Below are 18,035 nucleotides of genomic sequence, written 5' to 3' on the forward strand. Positions count from 1 at the left end.
TTTCATCACCTCTAGTTGCAGTGTGAACAACTAGAAGTTATTTTAAACATGCATCTATCTTTTTTATTTCAATATCTTGATAATAATAGTGTAAAATTTCGGCAGCAGTTTTCCCATCACTTGCCAAAGCCTCTGCTCCATATTGACTCATTCCTACCCCATGCCCGTATCCTTTCGTGCTCACTTGCACTTTTCCAGCGGTGGAATTATATGAAATTTTAAAATCCGTTGACGGTATTTGCAAAAGTGTTCGAACTTCTCGCCCTGACCACACATTCTTACCTAACTGCATGCGCTCAACACGTCCTGTATCATTAAAAAAGAACTGTACACGGTTGAAATCACTTGCCTGCCATTTAATAGGCCACAGTGCATTCCATTCAGCTAATGTCCATTCTTTCATCGCTGAAAACTTTGGAGATGATAGATCTGACATACTCGCAACGCTTTGTAAATAAGGTACATCATTGCCACTAAAATCGTAGGCACTTTCTGTTTTCCCATTGCTAGTAGAATGAAACATTGCCGTAATTAATTCATTTTTATATAGAAGAACTTGTCCTTTCGTTTCGTTAATAGCCTCGACAATTTTCTTTTCATTCCCCGGGAAATTGCTAGTCCAATTCTCTTTTCTTTGCTCCTTATTGTAAAAAACTTGTCTAGCAACAGTAGGAGCGATAGCTATTTTACCGTAATTTGTCGATTTCAACGCGTATGTCCTTGCTGCAATAGCTTGCGCCTTTAAAGCTTCTTTTTTAAATGAAACAGGCATTTCTGCAGCTACCACACCAGTTACATACGTTTCTAAAGGGATTTTCTCTTGTTGTCCCTCCACTTCTATGAATATTTCACAAGCTTGCTCTGCTGTTGAAGGCGAATCTTCAACCGTACGTCTCTCACTAAATGCCACAGGAAGCATATATAATGCTCCAATCAAACAAATTATGCCTATACTCATTATCCATTTTTTCATAAGGAATAATATGCTGAAACTCTTCAAAATATGTAGCCGTCCGCTTGAGGCAACAGATGGTTTTTGTGCGAAAGTGTAGCGACAGCAACAGATGGTTTTTGTCATGACTAAAAATTGTTCCGATAAAAACAAAAATCATTCCGATAAATCTTAGAATCTTTCCGATAAAATAGAAAATCGTTCCGATAAATCTCGAAATCTTTCCGATAAAACAGAACAAATGTGGCAAAGCACTAATTTAATCTACAGTTTCCTTAACAAAGAAAAAACCCTCCGCATCTAAGCAAAGGGTTTATACATCTATTTAGTTTGTTGGTAATTCAACAGTTGATTTCTCTTCAATGATAACTTCCTCAAGTGGTACACGTTCAATCTGTGCGCCAAGTGCAGCCAGTTTGCCATGGAAATCGACATAACCGCGATCTAAGTGATGAAGCTTTGTCACTCTAGTCACGCCTTCAGATACAAGACCTGCTAAAATTAGTGCAGCCGCAGCTCGTAAATCAGTCGCCATTACTTCAGCACCCTGAAGGTTTACAGGCCCTTCGATAAACACAGAACGTCCTTCTATTTTAGCACCGGCATTCATACGACGGAACTCCTCAACATGCATAAAACGATTTTCAAAAACTGTTTCCGTAATAATACTCGTACCTTCAGCCGTTAACATCAAGGCCATCATTTGAGATTGCATATCTGTCGGGAAGCCTGGATGTGGCATAGTTTTAATATCAACAGCTTTTAATGTTTTAGGAGCACGTACACGGATTCCTTCATCTAGCTCAGTTATTTCTACACCCATTTCACGCATCTTTGCAATTAATGCTGTCATATGCTCAGGGACAGCATTTTCAATCGTTACATCCCCTTTTGTAATTGCTGCTGCAACCATAAATGTGCCAGCTTCAATACGGTCAGGAATAATATGATGTTCTGTTCCATATAATGTATCGACTCCTTCGATACGAATTGTATTCGTACCTGCACCGATAACACGACCACCCATACTATTAATGAAGTTTGCAAGGTCTACAATTTCAGGCTCTTTCGCTGCATTTTCAATTACAGTTGTTCCTTGCGCTAAGGCTGCAGCTGTCATAATATTTTCTGTTGCCCCAACACTAGGGAAGTCCAAATACACATTTGCGCCTTTTAAACGTCCTTCTGCCTTCGCCTCTACATATCCATGACCAAAAGAGATTTTTGCTCCCATAGCTTCAAAGCCCTTTAAATGTAACTCAATAGGACGGGAACCAATTGCACAGCCCCCAGGTAGAGCAACACGAGCATAGCCATTTCGAGCAAGTAAAGAACCCATTACTAAAATCGATGCACGCATTTTACTGACAAATTCAAATTGAGCTTCACTAGAAAGTTCTTTTGTTGTATCTATATATACTGTATTGTCCTCAGGTATATATGTAACTGCCGCATTTAGACTTTTTAGTACTTCATTTATAGTAAAGACATCTGCTAAGTTAGGGACTTCTTTAATTACATTTTCTCCTTTAGAGGCAAGTAAAGCCGCTGCTAGGATTGGTAACACCGCATTTTTTGCGCCCTCTACGCGCACTTTTCCCTGTAGCTTTTGGCCGCCAGTCACTATTATTTTTTCCACCCTATGTCCCTCCGAATTCAATCTATTAATCTATCAAAATTTTATTTTAAAAAGAAGTATAATGTCATAATCAGTAAACAAACAACTTTATAGTACAACTTTTCTTACGCTCGTTCAAGCATCCAAATCACTATTTTACGTCATTTATTGATATTTTGCTATTTATTTATTGTACGCATGATTTTTTTTTTTGTGAATGACCAATAACACGGAAGAAAAGCGTAAATTTCTAATATATACCCAAAGATATGTGAACAAAAAACAAAATCTATGGATTTTTTTAAACTGATTTTTACATATTTCAAAGGACCACATAAATTATGTTATAAAGCCCTGTGAAACATGTAGATTCATTTACTAACATAAAGATAGTAATAAGGGGCTATTAAAATAAATATGGAAGCTTCCCTGACCAGTTTGAAATTTGCAGAAAGAAATTTGAAACGGCTGATCCGATCGCAATACTTAGTAAAATATAAATTAATTGGATTTGAAATACTTTGTTCTTCTTGAAGAGCTTTTCTAGCATAAACGCTTGTAGTGCATAAAAAGTAATAGCGATAAAAAATATATGCGATAAAATCCCTATTAACGCTTCCTGCCCTATTGCCTCATATATTTCCATATTGGTTCCTCCATATTAATTCCTCTAGCGATACTCTCAAACGGTAGCATAATGTTAAAAAACGGACAGATGTTGAATCTGCCCGTTAAAATTTGAATTAGATATTACCCTCATGAACGTTGATACGATTCAACGCACGTTTTAATGCTAGGTCAGCACGTTTGAAATCAATGTTATCTTGTTTACTTTGAAGACGACCTTCAGCACGTTTAACGGCTTCTTTAGCACGTTTAACATCGATGCTTTCAGCAATTTCAGCAGACGGAGCTAAAATTGAGATTTTTTCAGGGCGAACTTCAATGAAACCACCGCTTAAGGCAACAAGTTCAGTTGAACCGTTTTCTTTCTTAAGCTTCACTGCACCAATTGCAAGTGGAGCAACCATAGGAATATGGCCTGCAAGAACACCGATTTCACCTGAAGTTGTCTTAGCGATTACCATTGATACTTCAGAATCGTATACTGGGCCGTCGGGAGTGACAATATTGACTAGAACTGTCTTCATATTTTTTCCTCCTCGTCCCTAGTATTAAACCTCTACGCCCATGCTTTTCGCTTTTTCAACTACTTCATCAATAGAACCAACTAGACGGAAAGCATCTTCTGGTAGGTGATCCCATTTGCCATCAAGGATTTCCTTGAATGAGCGAACAGTTTCTTTAACAGGTACATAAGAACCTTTTTGACCAGTAAATTGTTCCGCAACGTGGAAGTTTTGAGATAAGAAGAATTGAATACGACGAGCACGTTCTACTGTTTGTTTATCTTCATCAGATAATTCATCCATACCTAAGATAGCAATGATATCTTGTAATTCACGGTAACGTTGGATTGTACGTTGTACACCAGTAGCGATTGCGTAGTGCTCAGCGCCTACGATTTCTGGTGATAAAGCACGAGAAGTCGAAGCTAATGGGTCAACCGCAGGGTAGATACCCATTTCTGATAATTTACGTTCAAGGTTAGTAGTTGCATCTAAATGGGCGAAAGTTGTAGCTGGAGCCGGGTCAGTATAGTCATCGGCTGGTACATAGATCGCTTGAATAGAAGTTACAGAACCTTTGTTAGTAGATGTGATACGTTCTTGTAATTTACCCATTTCAGTTGCAAGTGTTGGTTGGTAACCTACCGCAGAAGGCATACGACCTAATAGGGCAGAAACCTCAGAACCTGCTTGTGTGAAACGGAAGATATTGTCGATGAATAAAAGTACGTCAGCACCTTGCTCATCACGGAAGTATTCTGCCATTGTAAGACCAGTTAAAGCTACACGCATACGTGCACCTGGTGGTTCATTCATTTGACCGAATACCATCGCTGTTTGCTTGATAACGCCTGAATCGCTCATCTCGAAGAATAAGTCGTTCCCTTCACGAGTACGCTCACCTACACCAGCGAATACAGAGATACCTGAGTGCTCTTGTGCGATGTTATTGATTAATTCTTGGATTAATACTGTTTTACCTACACCGGCACCACCGAAGAGACCGATTTTACCACCTTTAATATATGGTGCTAATAAGTCTACTACTTTGATACCTGTTTCAAGAATTTCAACTGTAGTTGAAAGTTCATCGAAAGCTGGTGCTTCGCGGTGAATTGAGTCACGACGAACGTCAGCTGGAATCTCTTCACCTAAGTCGATTACTTCTCCAAGTACGTTGAATACACGACCTAAAGTAACTTCACCAACTGGTACTGAGATAGCTTTTCCTGAGTCTGTTACTTCTGCTCCACGTTGTAAGCCATCAGTAGATGACATTGCAATTGTACGAACAGAATCATCACCTAAATGAAGAGCAACTTCTAATGCAAGAATTGTTGGTTCTTCATTAGGACGTTCAATCTTAACTGTTAGTGAGTTATAGATTGCTGGTAATTGGCCATTGTCAAATTTTACGTCAACAACTGGACCCATTACTTGAATAACATGTCCTTTATTCATTACTGTGTATCCTCCTATCGTATTCTTATACGACATTGGGAAGCTGGGCCTATTCTAAGGCTGCAGCTCCACCAACGATTTCTGTAATTTCTTGTGTAATCGCCGCTTGACGCGCACGGTTATATTGCAATGAAAGGTCTGAAATAAGATCAGATGCGTTATCAGTTGCATTTTTCATAGCCGTCATACGAGAAGCATGTTCACTTGCTTTTCCATCTAATAATGCGCCGTAAACTAAGCTTTCCGCGTATTGTGGAAGTAACACTTCAAGAATTGCTTCACCAGATGGCTCAAATTCGTAAGAAGCATTACTGCTAGCAGGTGCAAGATCCGTTAATGGAAGAAGTTTTTTCTCTGTCACTTCGCTAGCAATAGCGCTGACAAAGTGATTGTAGTACATATAAAGTTCATCATACGTACCATCAGTGAACATACCAACAGCTTTACGAGCGATTTCTTTAATATCAGCAAATGATGGTTGGTCCGGAAGACCGACAACATCGCTGATGACATTATGATCACGTTTCACAAAGTAATCACGAACAACACGACCTACCGCTAAAATAACGTATTCGTCTTTTGATTTATGACGTTCGTCAATTGTACGTTGTACTTGACGTAAGATACTTGAGTTGTAAGCACCTGCAAGACCACGGTCAGAACCAATGACTAAGTAAGCTGTTTTCTTAACAGGACGAGCAGTTAACATTGGATGTCCACTGTCTTTTGTCCCTGAAGCGATTGCGCCTACTACGTCCTGGATTTTTTCCATGTAAGGAACGTACGCTTTAGCGTTTTGCTCTGCACGACGTAACTTAGAAGAAGAAACCATCTGCATCGCTTTCGTAATTTGTTTCGTACTCTTTGTAGAATTAATACGACCTTTTATTTCGCGTAAGTTTACCACTGGTATTTCACCACCTTTTGTTTTTTAATCAAGTGACTAGCTCGAACTTATTCTGATTTAGCGAAAGTTTTTTTGAACTCAGTTAAAGCTGCTACATAATCAGCATCAGGAGCAAGTTCTTTTGTAGTACGAACGTGATCTAAAACGTTTGTGTGGTTTGTATCTAACCAGCTTAAGAATTCACCTTCAAAGCGAACGATATCTTGTACTGGAATATCATCTAAGTGACCTTTAGTTAATGCATAAAGGATAGCAACTTGCTTTTCAACTTTAAGTGGTTTGTTTAGGTCTTGTTTAAGAACTTCAACCGTACGTTTACCACGCTCAAGTTTAGCTAGTGTGATTTTATCTAAATCAGAACCGAATTGAGCAAATGATTCAAGTTCACGGAATGCAGCTAAGTCAAGACGTAGTGTACCCGCAACTTTTTTCATCGCTTTAATTTGAGCAGATCCACCTACACGTGATACAGAAAGACCGGCGTTAATCGCTGGACGTACACCAGAGTTGAATAAGTCAGATTGTAAGAAAATTTGTCCATCAGTGATTGAGATTACGTTAGTTGGGATGTATGCAGAGATATCCCCAGCTTGTGTCTCAACGAATGGAAGAGCTGTAATAGAACCATTTTGGTATGTTTCGTTTAACTTCGCAGCGCGTTCAAGTAAGCGGCTGTGTAAGTAGAAAACGTCACCAGGGTAAGCTTCACGACCTGGAGGACGGCGAAGAAGAAGTGAAAGTTCACGGTAAGCTGATGCTTGTTTAGAAAGATCATCATACACGATTAATACGTGCTTACCTTGTAACATGAATTCTTCTGCCATAGAAACACCAGCAAATGGTGCTAAGTATAGTAATGGAGCTGGTTGAGATGCAGCAGCAGTTACAACGATTGTATAATCTAATGCACCGTGCTTACGTAATGTTTCAACTACACCACGTACAGTTGATTCTTTTTGACCGATAGCAACATAGATACAAATCATGTTTTCACCATTTTGGTTTAAGATTGTATCGATTGCTACAGATGTTTTACCTACTTGACGGTCACCGATGATTAACTCACGTTGACCACGACCAATTGGTACTAATGCGTCAATCGCTTTGATACCAGTTTGTAGTGGTTCGTGTACTGATTTACGAGCCATTACACCGAAAGCTGGACTTTCGATTGGACGAGATTTTGTTGTGTTGATTGGACCTTGTCCATCCACTGGTTGACCAAGTGGGTTTACAACACGACCAATTAGTTCTTCACCAACTGGTACTTCCATGATACGACCTGTACGACGAACTTCATCGCCTTCTTTGATGTCAGCGTATGGACCTAAGATTACGATACCAACGTTACCTTCTTCTAGGTTTTGAGCCATACCCATAACACCGTTAGAGAACTCTAGAAGTTCTCCAGCCATGGCGTTGTCGAGGCCATGAGCAAGAGCGATACCGTCACCAATACGGATAACTGTACCAACTTCGCTTACTTTAAGTTCAGATTCATAATTCTCAATCTGTTGTTTAATCAGACTGCTGATTTCTTCAGCCTTGATGCCCATGTATGTCACCTCTCACATTTCTAAATTATTAACCGATTAATTCACGTTTTAGGCGCTCAAGCTTGTTCGCTACTGAGCTATCATAAATATGATTACCGATTTGAACACGAATACCACCAAGAAGTGATGGATCAATTTCGTTTGTAATGTTTAATGATTGTTTCCCTACAAGTTTCGCAAATGTTGCCGAAATATTAGCGCTTTCTTCAGCAGAAAGTGCACGAGTAGAGAATACTGTTGCATCTGCAGTACCTTGTGCATGTGCAGCAAGCTCAGCATATGCGTTAGCAATAAGCTTCAGTTCGTTTACACGTTTTTTCTCAACAAGTAGTTGAACTGTGTGTAAAACCTCTGGAGTTGCACTTACAAAGATTTCTGCTACCATTTGTTTCTTACGTTCGATAGAGAACTTAGGAGCATTTAAAAGTGTTAAAAAATCAGGAGATTCTTTAACTACCTTTGTTAGCTCATTTAAGTCTGCTCCAACTTCAGCAAGAATGTTTTTTTGTTGCGCTAATTGAAAAAGCGCTTGTGCGTAACGTTTTGCTACAGTTGAATTACTCATCGAGCTTCCCCTGCCTTCGCAATCGTCTCTTCAATTAGAGCACGGTTGTCTGCCTCAGAAATCTCTTTGCTAAGGACTTTAGATGCTGCAAGTACAGATAATGAAACGACTTCATCACGTACAGCTGCAATAGCTTTTTCTTTTTCAGACTCAATTTCACGTAAAGCCGATTCTTTTAAGCGGTTTGCTTCATTGCGAGCTGCAGTAAGAATTTCTTCTTTTTGCATTTCGCCTTGCTTCTTAGCGCCTTCAACAATCGATTGTGCTTCCGTACGAGCTTCTTTAAGAAGGCTCTTTTGTTCTTCTAAATATTGATGCGAATCTTTGCGAGCTTTTTCAGCTGCTTCGATTTCACTAGCTACTAATTCTTCACGTTGTTGCATGATGCCCATAAGTGGACCCCAAGCGAACTTTTTAAGTAATAGCATTAGCACTAAGAAGATAACTAATGTTGCGGCGATATCACCACCATTGAAACCAGCACCAGCGTTGCCTAGTACAAGATTATCTAAAAACACGATTGTTTCACTCCCTTCAAGAGCTTTAACTTCAACATAATAATTTAATTACTTGAAAAACTACCTATTTTAAAAAGCTATATTTACACATAGCTTTTATCAGTTCCAAAATGAATGGCGAAGTTTCATCTGGAGATTCCTGCTTCGCCACTAGAATTCAGTGTACAACTGAATTATTTGTTCATTACGATGAATGCGATTACTACTGCGATGATTGGTAGGGCTTCAACTAATGCTACCCCGATGAACATTGTAGTTTGAAGAACGCCACGAGCTTCTGGTTGGCGAGCGATACCTTCTACTGTTTTTGAAACGATAAGACCGTTACCGATACCTGCACCAAGTGCACCTAGACCGATTGCGATTGCTGCTGCTAATAAACCCATTTGAAAATTTCCTCCTTGGAATTGTTTGTTTTTTTTTGGTTCAAGCATAAGATATATGCTTTATATTAATGGTCATCGCTCACTTTATGAGCCATGTATACCATTGTTAACATTGTGAAGATAAAGGCTTGGATAAAGCCGATGAAAATAGAGAAACCTTGCCATGCCATCATTGGAACAATTGCTCCGATGAATCCAACAGCACCTGATGATGCTAAACCTGCGATTAAGCCTAGTAAAATCTCACCTGCATAAATGTTACCGTAAAGACGAAGACCTAATGTTAAAGTGTTCGCAAATTCTTCAACGATTTTTAGCGGGAACATGAATGACATTGGCTTGAAGAATGTACCAACATAATGACCTGTACCCTTCATTTTAATACCATAGAAATGTGTTAAGGCTAAAATCATTGCTGCAAGCGTCATTGTAACAGTTGGGTCAGCTGTAGGAGATTTCCACCAAAGTTCGCCGTTATAGACGATAGAGAATGGAAGACCTAATAAGTTAGATACAGCGATAAACATAATAAGTGTGATACCTAATATGTGGAATCGTCCACCAGTTTTCCAGTCCATGTTGCTTTTTATGATGTTCTTTACGAAATCCATAATCCATTCCATAAAGTTTTGCATGCCAGTAGGTTTTAACTTTAGGCTTCTAGTTGAGATAAATGCGATTAAGAAAACGATTACGGCCGCAACTAGTAACATCATAACAGTTGAAAGGTTGAACGTTAGCGTAAACAAACCAAAATCAACTACTTGTAATGGAGCTTCATGATTCATTGTTATTTTTCACCTCTCTTTCTAATTTAAAGCACATTAGCGGTTCCTTACATGTGACACAATTCTCTCGACAAAGAGAAAAACGTACGGAATCATTAGCCCTATGACCGTGCTAATTAAGTGAAAATAGTTTGGCAACGAAATGGCTAAAGCGACTGCCGCTACACCTGATGCAAAGCGAAGCGCTGTACCAAGTGAGCCTACTTTCTTCCCTTCACTAATGGATCGATCAAACTTGTCCATACGGCGAACTAAAATCCAAAAATTATACGTACCAAAGAATGCACCGATTGCGATGCCCGCAAAAACCGTCTGATAGGGTGTAAATCCCCAGCCTAATGCACAGAGTGCGAGCAAAAAAAATAACGCTCTCTTCTGCACAGCAATAATGTGATGCAAATCTAGCATTGGTTTATAATCTCCTGAATCAATTTTTCGAGTAAAGAAACGTTTGCTGACCACTATGTGAAATCAGAAAAGAGCAGTGAAAAACACTACTCACAGCGGAATAGTAACGGGAGAGCGTCATTTTGAAATTACAGGTGTAAATCCCAAAAAATACCTTACACCCCGAAACGCACAAAACGTTGCAAATCGACAGTTTCTAGTTTGAACTGTCAATTTAGTAGAAACTTGATATAACAAGTGTTTCAACCTCTATTTACGATTAGAAACCCTTATCATTATTACCCTTTGTAAGCATACAATAGGAGATATTTGAAGTCAATTAGTAAAGGAGAAAAACTTCACAGCCTCTATACTCTTGTCAAATTGTTGACAAATTTGTGTATGGAAATTCATAGTCTCAAAATAAAAGCTCACGTTTGTGCAAAAAAAAGCTAATTTACGACACATTTTTGCTCGTAAATTAGCTTACCCATCACATTTAGTAAATTAGACTCATTTTTTGATTCAAGAAAGGGATATCACTTGCTTTTTTGTAAAAATCCTAGAAGAGCCTTCACAATACGCTCAGAAGCGTGTCCATCACCATAAGGATTTGATGCTTTTGCCATTGCTTCATAGGCATTTGTATCTTCTAGTAATTGCTTAGCTAGAGAGTAGATTGTTTCTTCTTCCGTTCCAGCTAGTTTAAGAGTACCTGCTGCAATACCTTCTGGGCGCTCTGTTGTATCTCTAAGTACTAAAACCGGTTTACCTAATGAAGGGGCTTCTTCTTGGACGCCACCCGAATCAGTTAAAATCATATAAGAATTAGCCGCAAAGTTATGGAAATCGAAGACCTCAAGAGGTTCAATTAAATGTACACGTTTATGATCTCCTAAAATTTCATTCGCTATTTCTCGTACAGCTGGGTTCATATGGACTGGGTAAACAACTTGTACATCCTCATGCTCTGCTAAAATTCGAGTAATCGCTTTAAACATATGACGCATAGGTTCACCTAGATTTTCACGACGATGTGCTGTTAATAAAATCATACGATCTGAACCTATTTTTTCTAAAACAGGATGTGTGTACTGTTCACTTACTGTTGTCGCTAATGCGTCGATAGCTGTGTTACCAGTAACAAAAATAGTTTCAGGGTTTTTATTTTCATCTAAAAGGTTTTTCTTCGATACTTCTGTCGGCGCGAAATGTAGGTCAGCCATGACACCTGTTAATTGGCGATTCATTTCCTCTGGGTATGGTGAATACTTATTCCAAGTTCGAAGACCTGCTTCCACATGTCCGATAGCAATTTGGTTATAAAATGCAGCTAAGCTTGCAATGAAAGTTGTAGCTGTATCACCATGTACTAAAACAATATCCGGTTTTGCTTCTTTCATGACGTTGTCTAAGCCTTGTAATGCATTAGTCGTCACGTCAATTAATGTTTGACGATCCTTCATAATATTTAAATCGTAGTCTGGTGTAATTTTAAATGTGTCTAAAACTTGATCGAGCATTTGGCGATGTTGGGCTGTTACCGTCACAATCGATTCTATTTGCTCAGGATGCTTTTGTAATTCCAATACAAGTGGAGCCATTTTAATAGCCTCTGGTCTCGTACCGAAAATCGTCATTACTTTCCATTTTTTCATCAAAACGAATTGCACCGTCCTTTGTTATATTTGTATGTAAAGTGCTTTACTCCCATTGATCTGCATCAGATGAAGCAAGTGTCGGACTTCAAGAAGTAATTCGCCTTACATACTATGAAACGTCCTTCTATATTGAAGGACGCTCTCAATAGTTATAAGTTTCCCAAAAATTACATACTAAATGAAATCAATTGAAACTGTTTAGTATTACTTCGTACCGAATAAGCGGTCGCCTGCATCACCTAAACCAGGGACAATGTAGCCATGGTCATTTAATTTTTCATCAAGTGCAGCAATATAAATATCTACATCTGGATGTTGTTCTTGAATTTCTTTTACACCCTCTGGCGCTGCGATTAAGCACATGAATTTAATGCTTTTCGCACCACGTTTTTTCAGTGAGTTGATCGCTTCCACTGCTGATCCACCAGTCGCAAGCATTGGGTCTACAATGATGAAATCACGTTCTTCAACATCTGCAGGAAGTTTTGCATAGTATTCTACAGGTTTTAAAGTTTCTGGGTCACGATAAAGACCGATATGACCAACTTTTGCAGCTGGAATTAGCTTTAATACACCATCTACCATGCCAATACCTGCACGTAAAATCGGGACAATCGCAATTTTCTTACCAGAAAGTACTTTTGTCTTAGCGACTGTAACAGGTGTCTCAATTTCAATTTCCTCTACTGGCATATCACGTGTAATTTCGAATGCCATTAATGTTGCAACTTCGTCTACTAGCTCACGAAACTCTTTTGTTCCTGTATTCTTATCGCGAATATAAGTTAACTTATGTTGGATTAGTGGATGATCAAATACGTATACTTTGCTCAAAGGGATTCTCTCCTAACCGTTCGGATTTCATTTTTATCTCACCTAGTATAACAGAAAAAAGGAGTCGTCTCAAAAATAAAATTGGGACAATTCCTTTTCAAGAATGTTTACTACATATAATAGCGATTATTCATCAAGTATTGCATCTAACTGTTCTATTGTCATCGGCTTATAATAGAAGTAACCTTGTCCAACTGTACAGCCGAGTGCGCGTAAAATCTCAACCTGCTCTTTCCTTTCAATACCTTCTGCGACTGAGGTCATTCCTAAGTTTAATGCTAATTGAATAATGGATCGGACAATAGCGAGTGTCGCAGCATCATTAATAGCATTAATAAAGCTTCGATCTATTTTCAATTCAGTAAACGGCAGTCTTTGTAAATAACTTAGTGATGAGAAGCCTGTTCCAAAATCATCCACCGAAGTTTCAAAGCCGTACCCCTTTAATTCCTGAATAATAGAAAAAGCGGTCTGAAAATCAACCAGTCCAATAGTTTCCGTTACTTCTAAAATGATATATCTCGGATCTATATCGTATTTCTGAACAAGCTCCAATGTATCCTGTACAAAATTAACATAGTAAAAATGATCGGGCGAAATATTTACTGCTACCTTCACTAATTTTTTCCCTAATCTTTTACGCGCTGCTAACCACGAAAGAACTATCTCTAATATTTGAATATCGATTTCTCGTACCTTTCCCGCACTTTCTGCCACTGGAATAAAGATTGCCGGAGACACGAAACCGAGTTTTGGAGAATTCCAACGAGCGAGCGCTTCAATACTTTGAATTTCACCTGTCTGTAAATCCACCTTTGGCTGTAAATTCACCGAGATTTCTTTGTTTTTTAATGCTTGTGCCAAATGGTTTAACACTGTCATTTGCTGCTCAAGCACATCATTTCTTTCTTGTGTAAATATTTCCGTATGCGTGCCTGGTTTATTGGCCGCAAAGGATACAGCATTATCTGCAAAGCGAATCGCATCAGCAATTTTTATTTCATTGTTATATAAAGCAATTCCAGTTTTCAGTGTAATATAAATTTGCTTTCCACCCACAATAAAGGGCTGACGAATAATCTCTTTTATACGCCTTTTATAATAGAAGAAATCTTCATCGGATGTCGCATTTGCCATGATTAAACTAGAGCTTGTAAATCTAGCAATATATTCGTTATGATCATTCTTCTTTTCATTTAGACGTTTAGCAATTTGTCTTAAAAGCTCATCTCCCGCTTCACGACCATATAACTCGACAATCTGCTGGAATTCGCTTGGCTTTAAGATTTTGATATTGCCATTTTGACCGTATTCTTTTTCTACCTCGTTTAAAAAACCATGTCGATTAGGCAGCCCCGTTGTAATATCGATATAGGCTAAATCCCATATCTTTTTTTGTATTTTTGCATACGAATATGCCAATGCAACAAGAGCACCGATTTTTCGAAACAAACTTTCAAAAAACTTCTGATCACTACTATATTGCTCTAAAAATATCGCAAATAATCCAATTGCTCGCTGTTGTTGATTGTATATTGGCATAAACCATCCAAATAGCTTTTTACTAGAATTAGCAAACGTTTTATATTCTATTGGAATATAAATTTCATCCAAGCTCCTAACTAGAATGGATGTCTTTCCTTGCATAACTCTCTTAAAAAATTCATTGTTTTCACAACGCTCCGGTAAACCTTTTGTTTTTTCGTTCCCATTAAAAATCCGTAATTGATCTGCCTCCGTTTTGACAAGTACCATACTTGATATATTCGGCATAAAAAATTCATCAAGACTACTGCAAATAATGCTCATCTTTTTATCAAAGGAATTGTCCTTTTCAATCGCTTCGTACATAGCTTTTTCAAGGTGCATTAAAAATTCCTCGGTGTGGTAGTACGTAACATCCTTCACAAGTACTAGTACAAATATTGTTTCATTTTTATTATTTTGAAATGGGAGTGCTTGTATCTCTGCCCAAAAAGGAGGTTTATCGAAACAATTATGGTGCCATTTTGCTTGTACTATGACTCCGCTATGTATTTTTTGTTTAATCTTTTCAATAGTTGTCTGTTCTTCGTTTCCCATCAATGAAAAATAATCGTTATTTATTATTTTTGAACGTGTAGTATTTGTAAGCGTACAAAAAGAATCATTACATTCTACTACGCAATGATTATTTGTTGCATCAAAAATAACGTAGCTTTCTTTAGAGTTATCACCTAACCTACGAATTGTATTTAATAGCATTTCATTTTCTATGAACATTGTTTTAGTAACCATCCAACCCCTCCTCCCTTTATCGCTATCAAAACACTTGTAACTGCCATTTCACTTACGTTACATAAAACATTTAAGCTCTCTTACATTGTATATAAAATTTCAATAAATTGTCACTTTTATAAAAATAACAGGACATTATCTGTCTCTCTCTTATAATATATTCTTTTCTACTAATTTTATGTAAATAAATTCAAAAATAAGAGTATTTTATTTCTATATAAACAAAAAAATATCTTATCTTCAAAACTTGTAATTGATATTCGTTCCAACTGAGCGCTTTCCTGTTCAAATCCCCAAGTCGCCCATAGTTGATAAAAACTGAAATTGTTCCGATAAATCTTCAAAGTATTCATATAAAAATGCATTTACCACAATAACGCAGGTTGATTTTCATTCCTCTTTGGATAACAAGTATTTATGTGTGAAAGCGTAGCGAGAAAAATAAGTGGTTGATCCCAAAGGCTTCATTTCAGGATGTGATGCTTTTATTCTCGTTTCTCTACTACCAACGCTTCATGATCTCATCAGTGACGCTGATGCCCAGCCTTCACTGCGATCGCTTTTAACTAGTAAAAAAAGCTGTGGTTAAAGTGCAATCTATCACTTTAACCACAGCTTTACCTATTAAATTATGCGTATAATGGATGTTTGTCAGTTAAAGCTTTGACACGAGCTTTTGCTTCCGATTTAACTGCTTCATCTTCTGGGTTTTTAAGAACCGCAGCAATAATTGAACCAACTTCTTTCATGTCCTCTTCTTTGAAGCCACGAGATGTCACAGCTGGTGTACCAATGCGGATACCAGAAGTTACGAATGGAGATTCTGTATCATAAGGGATTGTATTTTTATTTGTTGTAATGCCTACTTTATCAAGTGCGTGCTCTGCTACTTTTCCTGTTAAGCCAAGAGATTTCACATTAAGAAGTAACAAGTGGTTATCCGTACCACCAGATACAATTTCAACACCTTCTGCAATTAATACTTCTGCTAAAGCTTTAGCATTAGCTTTAATTTGTTTTGCATACTCTTTGAATTCTGGCTGTAATGCTTCACCGAATGCTACAGCTTTTGCAGCGATTACGTGCATTAAAGGTCCACCTTGGATACCCGGGAATACAGATTTGTTAAGCTTTTGCTCCCATTCTTTCGAAGCTAGGATTAAACCACCACGTGGGCCACGTAATGTTTTATGTGTTGTAGATGTTACAAAATCAGCGTATGGCACTGGTGATTGGTGCTCACCAGTAGCTACAAGACCAGCGATATGTGCCATATCCACCATGAAATATGCTCCTACTTCATCAGCGATTTCACGGAATTTAGCAAAATCGATTTCACGTGGGTATGCAGATGCTCCTGCAACAATTAGTTTTGGCTTATGCTCTAACGCTTTTTGGCGCACATCTTCATAATCGATTACTTGAGTATCTTTTGTTACGCCATATTCAACGAAGTTATATAGAATACCTGAGAAGTTTACAGGAGATCCATGTGTTAAGTGACCGCCATGAGATAAATTCATCCCAAGTACTGTATCACCTGGTTCTAAAATTGTGTGGTATACAGCCATGTTTGCTTGTGCACCTGAGTGTGGTTGTACGTTTGCATATTCTGCCCCAAAGATTTCTTTCACACGATCACGTGCGATATCTTCCACAACATCTACGTGTTCACAACCGCCATAGTAGCGTTTACCTGGATAACCTTCAGCATATTTATTTGTTAGAACAGAACCTTGCGCTTCCATTACCGCTTCAGATACAAAGTTTTCTGATGCGATTAACTCAATATTTGCTTGTTGGCGTTTTTTTTCCGCAAGAATTCCGTCTAATACTGCTTTGTCTTGTACTGCTAATTTTTCGTATGCCATGTTTGAAAAAGCCTCCTAAGTATAATCGTTATTTGTATACCACTGATTTCAGAGGTAATTTTATTTATATACTGCACGCTCTCCGCCAATCAGCTTCGGACGTGTTGTTGCAATTGTTACAACTGCTTCTCCTACCATTCGCACAGAAGTACGAACTGGTACAGCTACTGCCTTTAAATGCATACCTATGAGTGTTTGACCAATGTCAATACCTGCATTTGCTTGCACAGCTTCCACAACAACTGGATTTGTAAATTGCGTAAACGCATAAGCGGACATCGAGCCACCTGCTGTACGAACTGGTACAACTGTTACGGGTTCATAACCAAATTGTTCTGCCGTTGTTGCTTCCATTGTAATAGCACGATTAATATGCTCGCATCCTTGGAACGCTAGATGTAGTTGATGTTTCTTTGCAAATGCCTGCAATGGCTCAAAAATCGCCTCTCCAATTTCAAGCGCGCCTGCTGTGCCAATTTTCTGACCAATCACTTCAGATGTCGAGCAGCCTACAACAAAAATCGTATTTGGTCGTAGGATTACCTGCTCTTCAAATTCACTGAGTAACTGAGTCAAATGTGTTCGTATTTGTTGTACAACCACTATGCTCAGCCCCTTTATTTCTAAATTATTTATGTCACACTAAACCATATGTCAGCAAACTTAATTGCTGTTCTTATTGCTCAAGCTCAGCGATTTTTTCAACGCGGCGCGTATGACGACCACCTTCAAAATCTGTTTCAAGCCATACTTTAGCAATTTCACGTGCAAGGCCTGGCCCAATAACACGCTCACCCATCGCTAAAACATTTGAATCGTTGTGGCAACGCGTTGCTTTCGCGCTGAATAAATCATGCACTAACGCACAACGAATCCCCTTAACTTTATTTGCAGCAATGGACATCCCAATGCCTGTACCACAAATTAAAATACCTTTATCAAATTCCCCGCTAGCAACACCTTCAGTAACTGGTTTTGCATAATCAGGATAGTCTACTGAATCCGCAGATTGTGGACCAAAATCTTCGTAGCTAATATGTAGCTCATCTAACAGTTGCATAATCTCACGACGTAAGTTATTGCCTCCGTGATCAGAAGAAATTGCTATTCTCACTGGGTTCCCT

At 38.4% G+C, this 18,035-nt stretch carries 18 protein-coding genes; all 18 read right to left on the reverse strand.

From position 1 onward, the window contains the following. Positions 1-37 precede the first annotated feature (37 nt). The 18 genes from spoIID to rpiB all read right to left on the reverse strand — a co-directional run bounded on the left by spoIID (position 38) and on the right by rpiB (position 18,025). On the reverse strand, positions 38-919 hold the full coding sequence (gene spoIID / locus AMS59_RS14395; RefSeq protein WP_234007798.1) for a stage II sporulation protein D: 882 nt from the start codon (positions 917-919) through the stop codon (positions 38-40). Between the two features lie 358 nt (positions 920-1,277). Beyond that, a complete protein-coding gene (murA, locus tag AMS59_RS14400) occupies positions 1,278-2,591 on the reverse strand; it encodes a UDP-N-acetylglucosamine 1-carboxyvinyltransferase (RefSeq protein ID WP_053484436.1) in 1,314 nt (437 codons plus the stop codon). Between the two features lie 385 nt (positions 2,592-2,976). After that, a complete protein-coding gene (locus AMS59_RS14405) occupies positions 2,977-3,216 on the reverse strand; it encodes a DUF1146 family protein (protein ID WP_053484437.1) in 240 nt (79 codons plus the stop codon). A 97-nt stretch (positions 3,217-3,313) separates the two neighbouring features. Beyond that, positions 3,314-3,721 (reverse strand): F0F1 ATP synthase subunit epsilon, encoded by a 408-nt coding sequence (locus AMS59_RS14410; RefSeq protein WP_053484438.1) that lies wholly within the window; start codon positions 3,719-3,721, stop codon positions 3,314-3,316. 24 nt (positions 3,722-3,745) lie between these two features. Then, positions 3,746-5,161 carry a F0F1 ATP synthase subunit beta gene (atpD, locus tag AMS59_RS14415; protein WP_053484439.1) on the reverse strand — a complete coding sequence of 472 codons (1,416 nt, stop codon included), beginning with the start codon at positions 5,159-5,161 and terminating at the stop codon, positions 3,746-3,748. Positions 5,162-5,210: 49 nt separating this feature from the next. Then, positions 5,211-6,068, reverse strand: a complete 858-nt coding sequence (gene atpG, locus AMS59_RS14420) for an ATP synthase F1 subunit gamma (RefSeq protein WP_053484440.1) — start codon at positions 6,066-6,068, stop codon at positions 5,211-5,213. A gap of 47 nt (positions 6,069-6,115) precedes the next feature. Continuing rightward, the gene (gene atpA / locus AMS59_RS14425; protein WP_053484441.1) at positions 6,116-7,624 is read right to left on the reverse strand and encodes a F0F1 ATP synthase subunit alpha; all 1,509 of its coding nucleotides are present in this window, start codon (positions 7,622-7,624) and stop codon (positions 6,116-6,118) included. Positions 7,625-7,652: 28 nt separating this feature from the next. Then, entirely contained in the window at positions 7,653-8,189 is a 537-nt protein-coding gene (locus tag AMS59_RS14430; RefSeq protein ID WP_053484442.1) for a F0F1 ATP synthase subunit delta, read from the reverse strand. Then, complete coding sequence (atpF, locus tag AMS59_RS14435) at positions 8,186-8,707, reverse strand: F0F1 ATP synthase subunit B (RefSeq protein ID WP_053484443.1); 522 nt, start codon at positions 8,705-8,707, stop codon at positions 8,186-8,188. Before atpF ends, AMS59_RS14430 begins: the two co-directional genes overlap by 4 nt. Positions 8,708-8,880: 173 nt before the next feature. Next, positions 8,881-9,093 carry a F0F1 ATP synthase subunit C gene (gene atpE, locus AMS59_RS14440; RefSeq protein ID WP_049668022.1) on the reverse strand — a complete coding sequence of 71 codons (213 nt, stop codon included), beginning with the start codon at positions 9,091-9,093 and terminating at the stop codon, positions 8,881-8,883. 65 nt (positions 9,094-9,158) lie between these two features. Beyond that, positions 9,159-9,881, reverse strand: coding sequence for a F0F1 ATP synthase subunit A (gene atpB / locus AMS59_RS14445; protein WP_053484444.1), 723 nt, complete (start codon positions 9,879-9,881; stop codon positions 9,159-9,161). A gap of 36 nt (positions 9,882-9,917) precedes the next feature. Beyond that, a complete protein-coding gene (locus tag AMS59_RS14450) occupies positions 9,918-10,289 on the reverse strand; it encodes an ATP synthase subunit I (RefSeq protein ID WP_053484445.1) in 372 nt (123 codons plus the stop codon). A gap of 518 nt (positions 10,290-10,807) precedes the next feature. Then, the gene (gene wecB, locus AMS59_RS14455) at positions 10,808-11,929 is read right to left on the reverse strand and encodes a non-hydrolyzing UDP-N-acetylglucosamine 2-epimerase (protein WP_053484601.1); all 1,122 of its coding nucleotides are present in this window, start codon (positions 11,927-11,929) and stop codon (positions 10,808-10,810) included. A gap of 204 nt (positions 11,930-12,133) precedes the next feature. Then, positions 12,134-12,763, reverse strand: coding sequence for a uracil phosphoribosyltransferase (gene upp / locus AMS59_RS14460; RefSeq protein ID WP_053484446.1), 630 nt, complete (start codon positions 12,761-12,763; stop codon positions 12,134-12,136). Positions 12,764-12,889: 126 nt separating this feature from the next. Then, on the reverse strand, positions 12,890-15,040 hold the full coding sequence (locus AMS59_RS14465; protein WP_053484447.1) for an EAL domain-containing protein: 2,151 nt from the start codon (positions 15,038-15,040) through the stop codon (positions 12,890-12,892). 629 nt (positions 15,041-15,669) lie between these two features. Next, on the reverse strand, positions 15,670-16,911 hold the full coding sequence (glyA, locus tag AMS59_RS14470) for a serine hydroxymethyltransferase (protein ID WP_053484448.1): 1,242 nt from the start codon (positions 16,909-16,911) through the stop codon (positions 15,670-15,672). A 60-nt stretch (positions 16,912-16,971) separates the two neighbouring features. Beyond that, positions 16,972-17,514, reverse strand: a complete 543-nt coding sequence (locus tag AMS59_RS14475) for a TIGR01440 family protein (RefSeq protein ID WP_053484449.1) — start codon at positions 17,512-17,514, stop codon at positions 16,972-16,974. 73 nt (positions 17,515-17,587) lie between these two features. After that, positions 17,588-18,025 carry a ribose 5-phosphate isomerase B gene (gene rpiB, locus AMS59_RS14480; RefSeq protein ID WP_053484450.1) on the reverse strand — a complete coding sequence of 146 codons (438 nt, stop codon included), beginning with the start codon at positions 18,023-18,025 and terminating at the stop codon, positions 17,588-17,590. Between the last annotated feature and the right edge of the window lie 10 nt (positions 18,026-18,035).

The sequence above is a fragment of the Lysinibacillus sp. FJAT-14745 genome (genome assembly GCF_001275675.1).
In the GTDB taxonomy this organism is placed as follows: domain Bacteria; phylum Bacillota; class Bacilli; order Bacillales_A; family Planococcaceae; genus Lysinibacillus.

What these genes read in the sequence shown, in the direction of transcription:
- AMS59_RS14450 (WP_053484445.1), bottom strand. Translation starts at nt 10,289, where the DNA reads ATGCTAGATTTGCATCACATTATTGCTGTGCAGAAGAGAGCGTTATTT.
- atpA (WP_053484441.1), bottom strand. Translation starts at nt 7,624, where the DNA reads ATGGGCATCAAGGCTGAAGAAATCAGCAGTCTGATTAAACAACAGATT.
- atpB (WP_053484444.1), bottom strand. Translation starts at nt 9,881, where the DNA reads ATGAATCATGAAGCTCCATTACAAGTAGTTGATTTTGGTTTGTTTACG.
- AMS59_RS14430 (WP_053484442.1), bottom strand. Translation starts at nt 8,189, where the DNA reads ATGAGTAATTCAACTGTAGCAAAACGTTACGCACAAGCGCTTTTTCAA.
- atpD (WP_053484439.1), bottom strand. Translation starts at nt 5,161, where the DNA reads ATGAATAAAGGACATGTTATTCAAGTAATGGGTCCAGTTGTTGACGTA.
- AMS59_RS14410 (WP_053484438.1), bottom strand. Translation starts at nt 3,721, where the DNA reads ATGAAGACAGTTCTAGTCAATATTGTCACTCCCGACGGCCCAGTATAC.
- AMS59_RS14465 (WP_053484447.1), bottom strand. Translation starts at nt 15,040, where the DNA reads ATGGTTACTAAAACAATGTTCATAGAAAATGAAATGCTATTAAATACA.
- spoIID (WP_234007798.1), bottom strand. Translation starts at nt 919, where the DNA reads ATGCTTCCTGTGGCATTTAGTGAGAGACGTACGGTTGAAGATTCGCCT.
- atpE (WP_049668022.1), bottom strand. Translation starts at nt 9,093, where the DNA reads ATGGGTTTATTAGCAGCAGCAATCGCAATCGGTCTAGGTGCACTTGGT.
- glyA (WP_053484448.1), bottom strand. Translation starts at nt 16,911, where the DNA reads ATGGCATACGAAAAATTAGCAGTACAAGACAAAGCAGTATTAGACGGA.
- AMS59_RS14405 (WP_053484437.1), bottom strand. Translation starts at nt 3,216, where the DNA reads ATGGAAATATATGAGGCAATAGGGCAGGAAGCGTTAATAGGGATTTTA.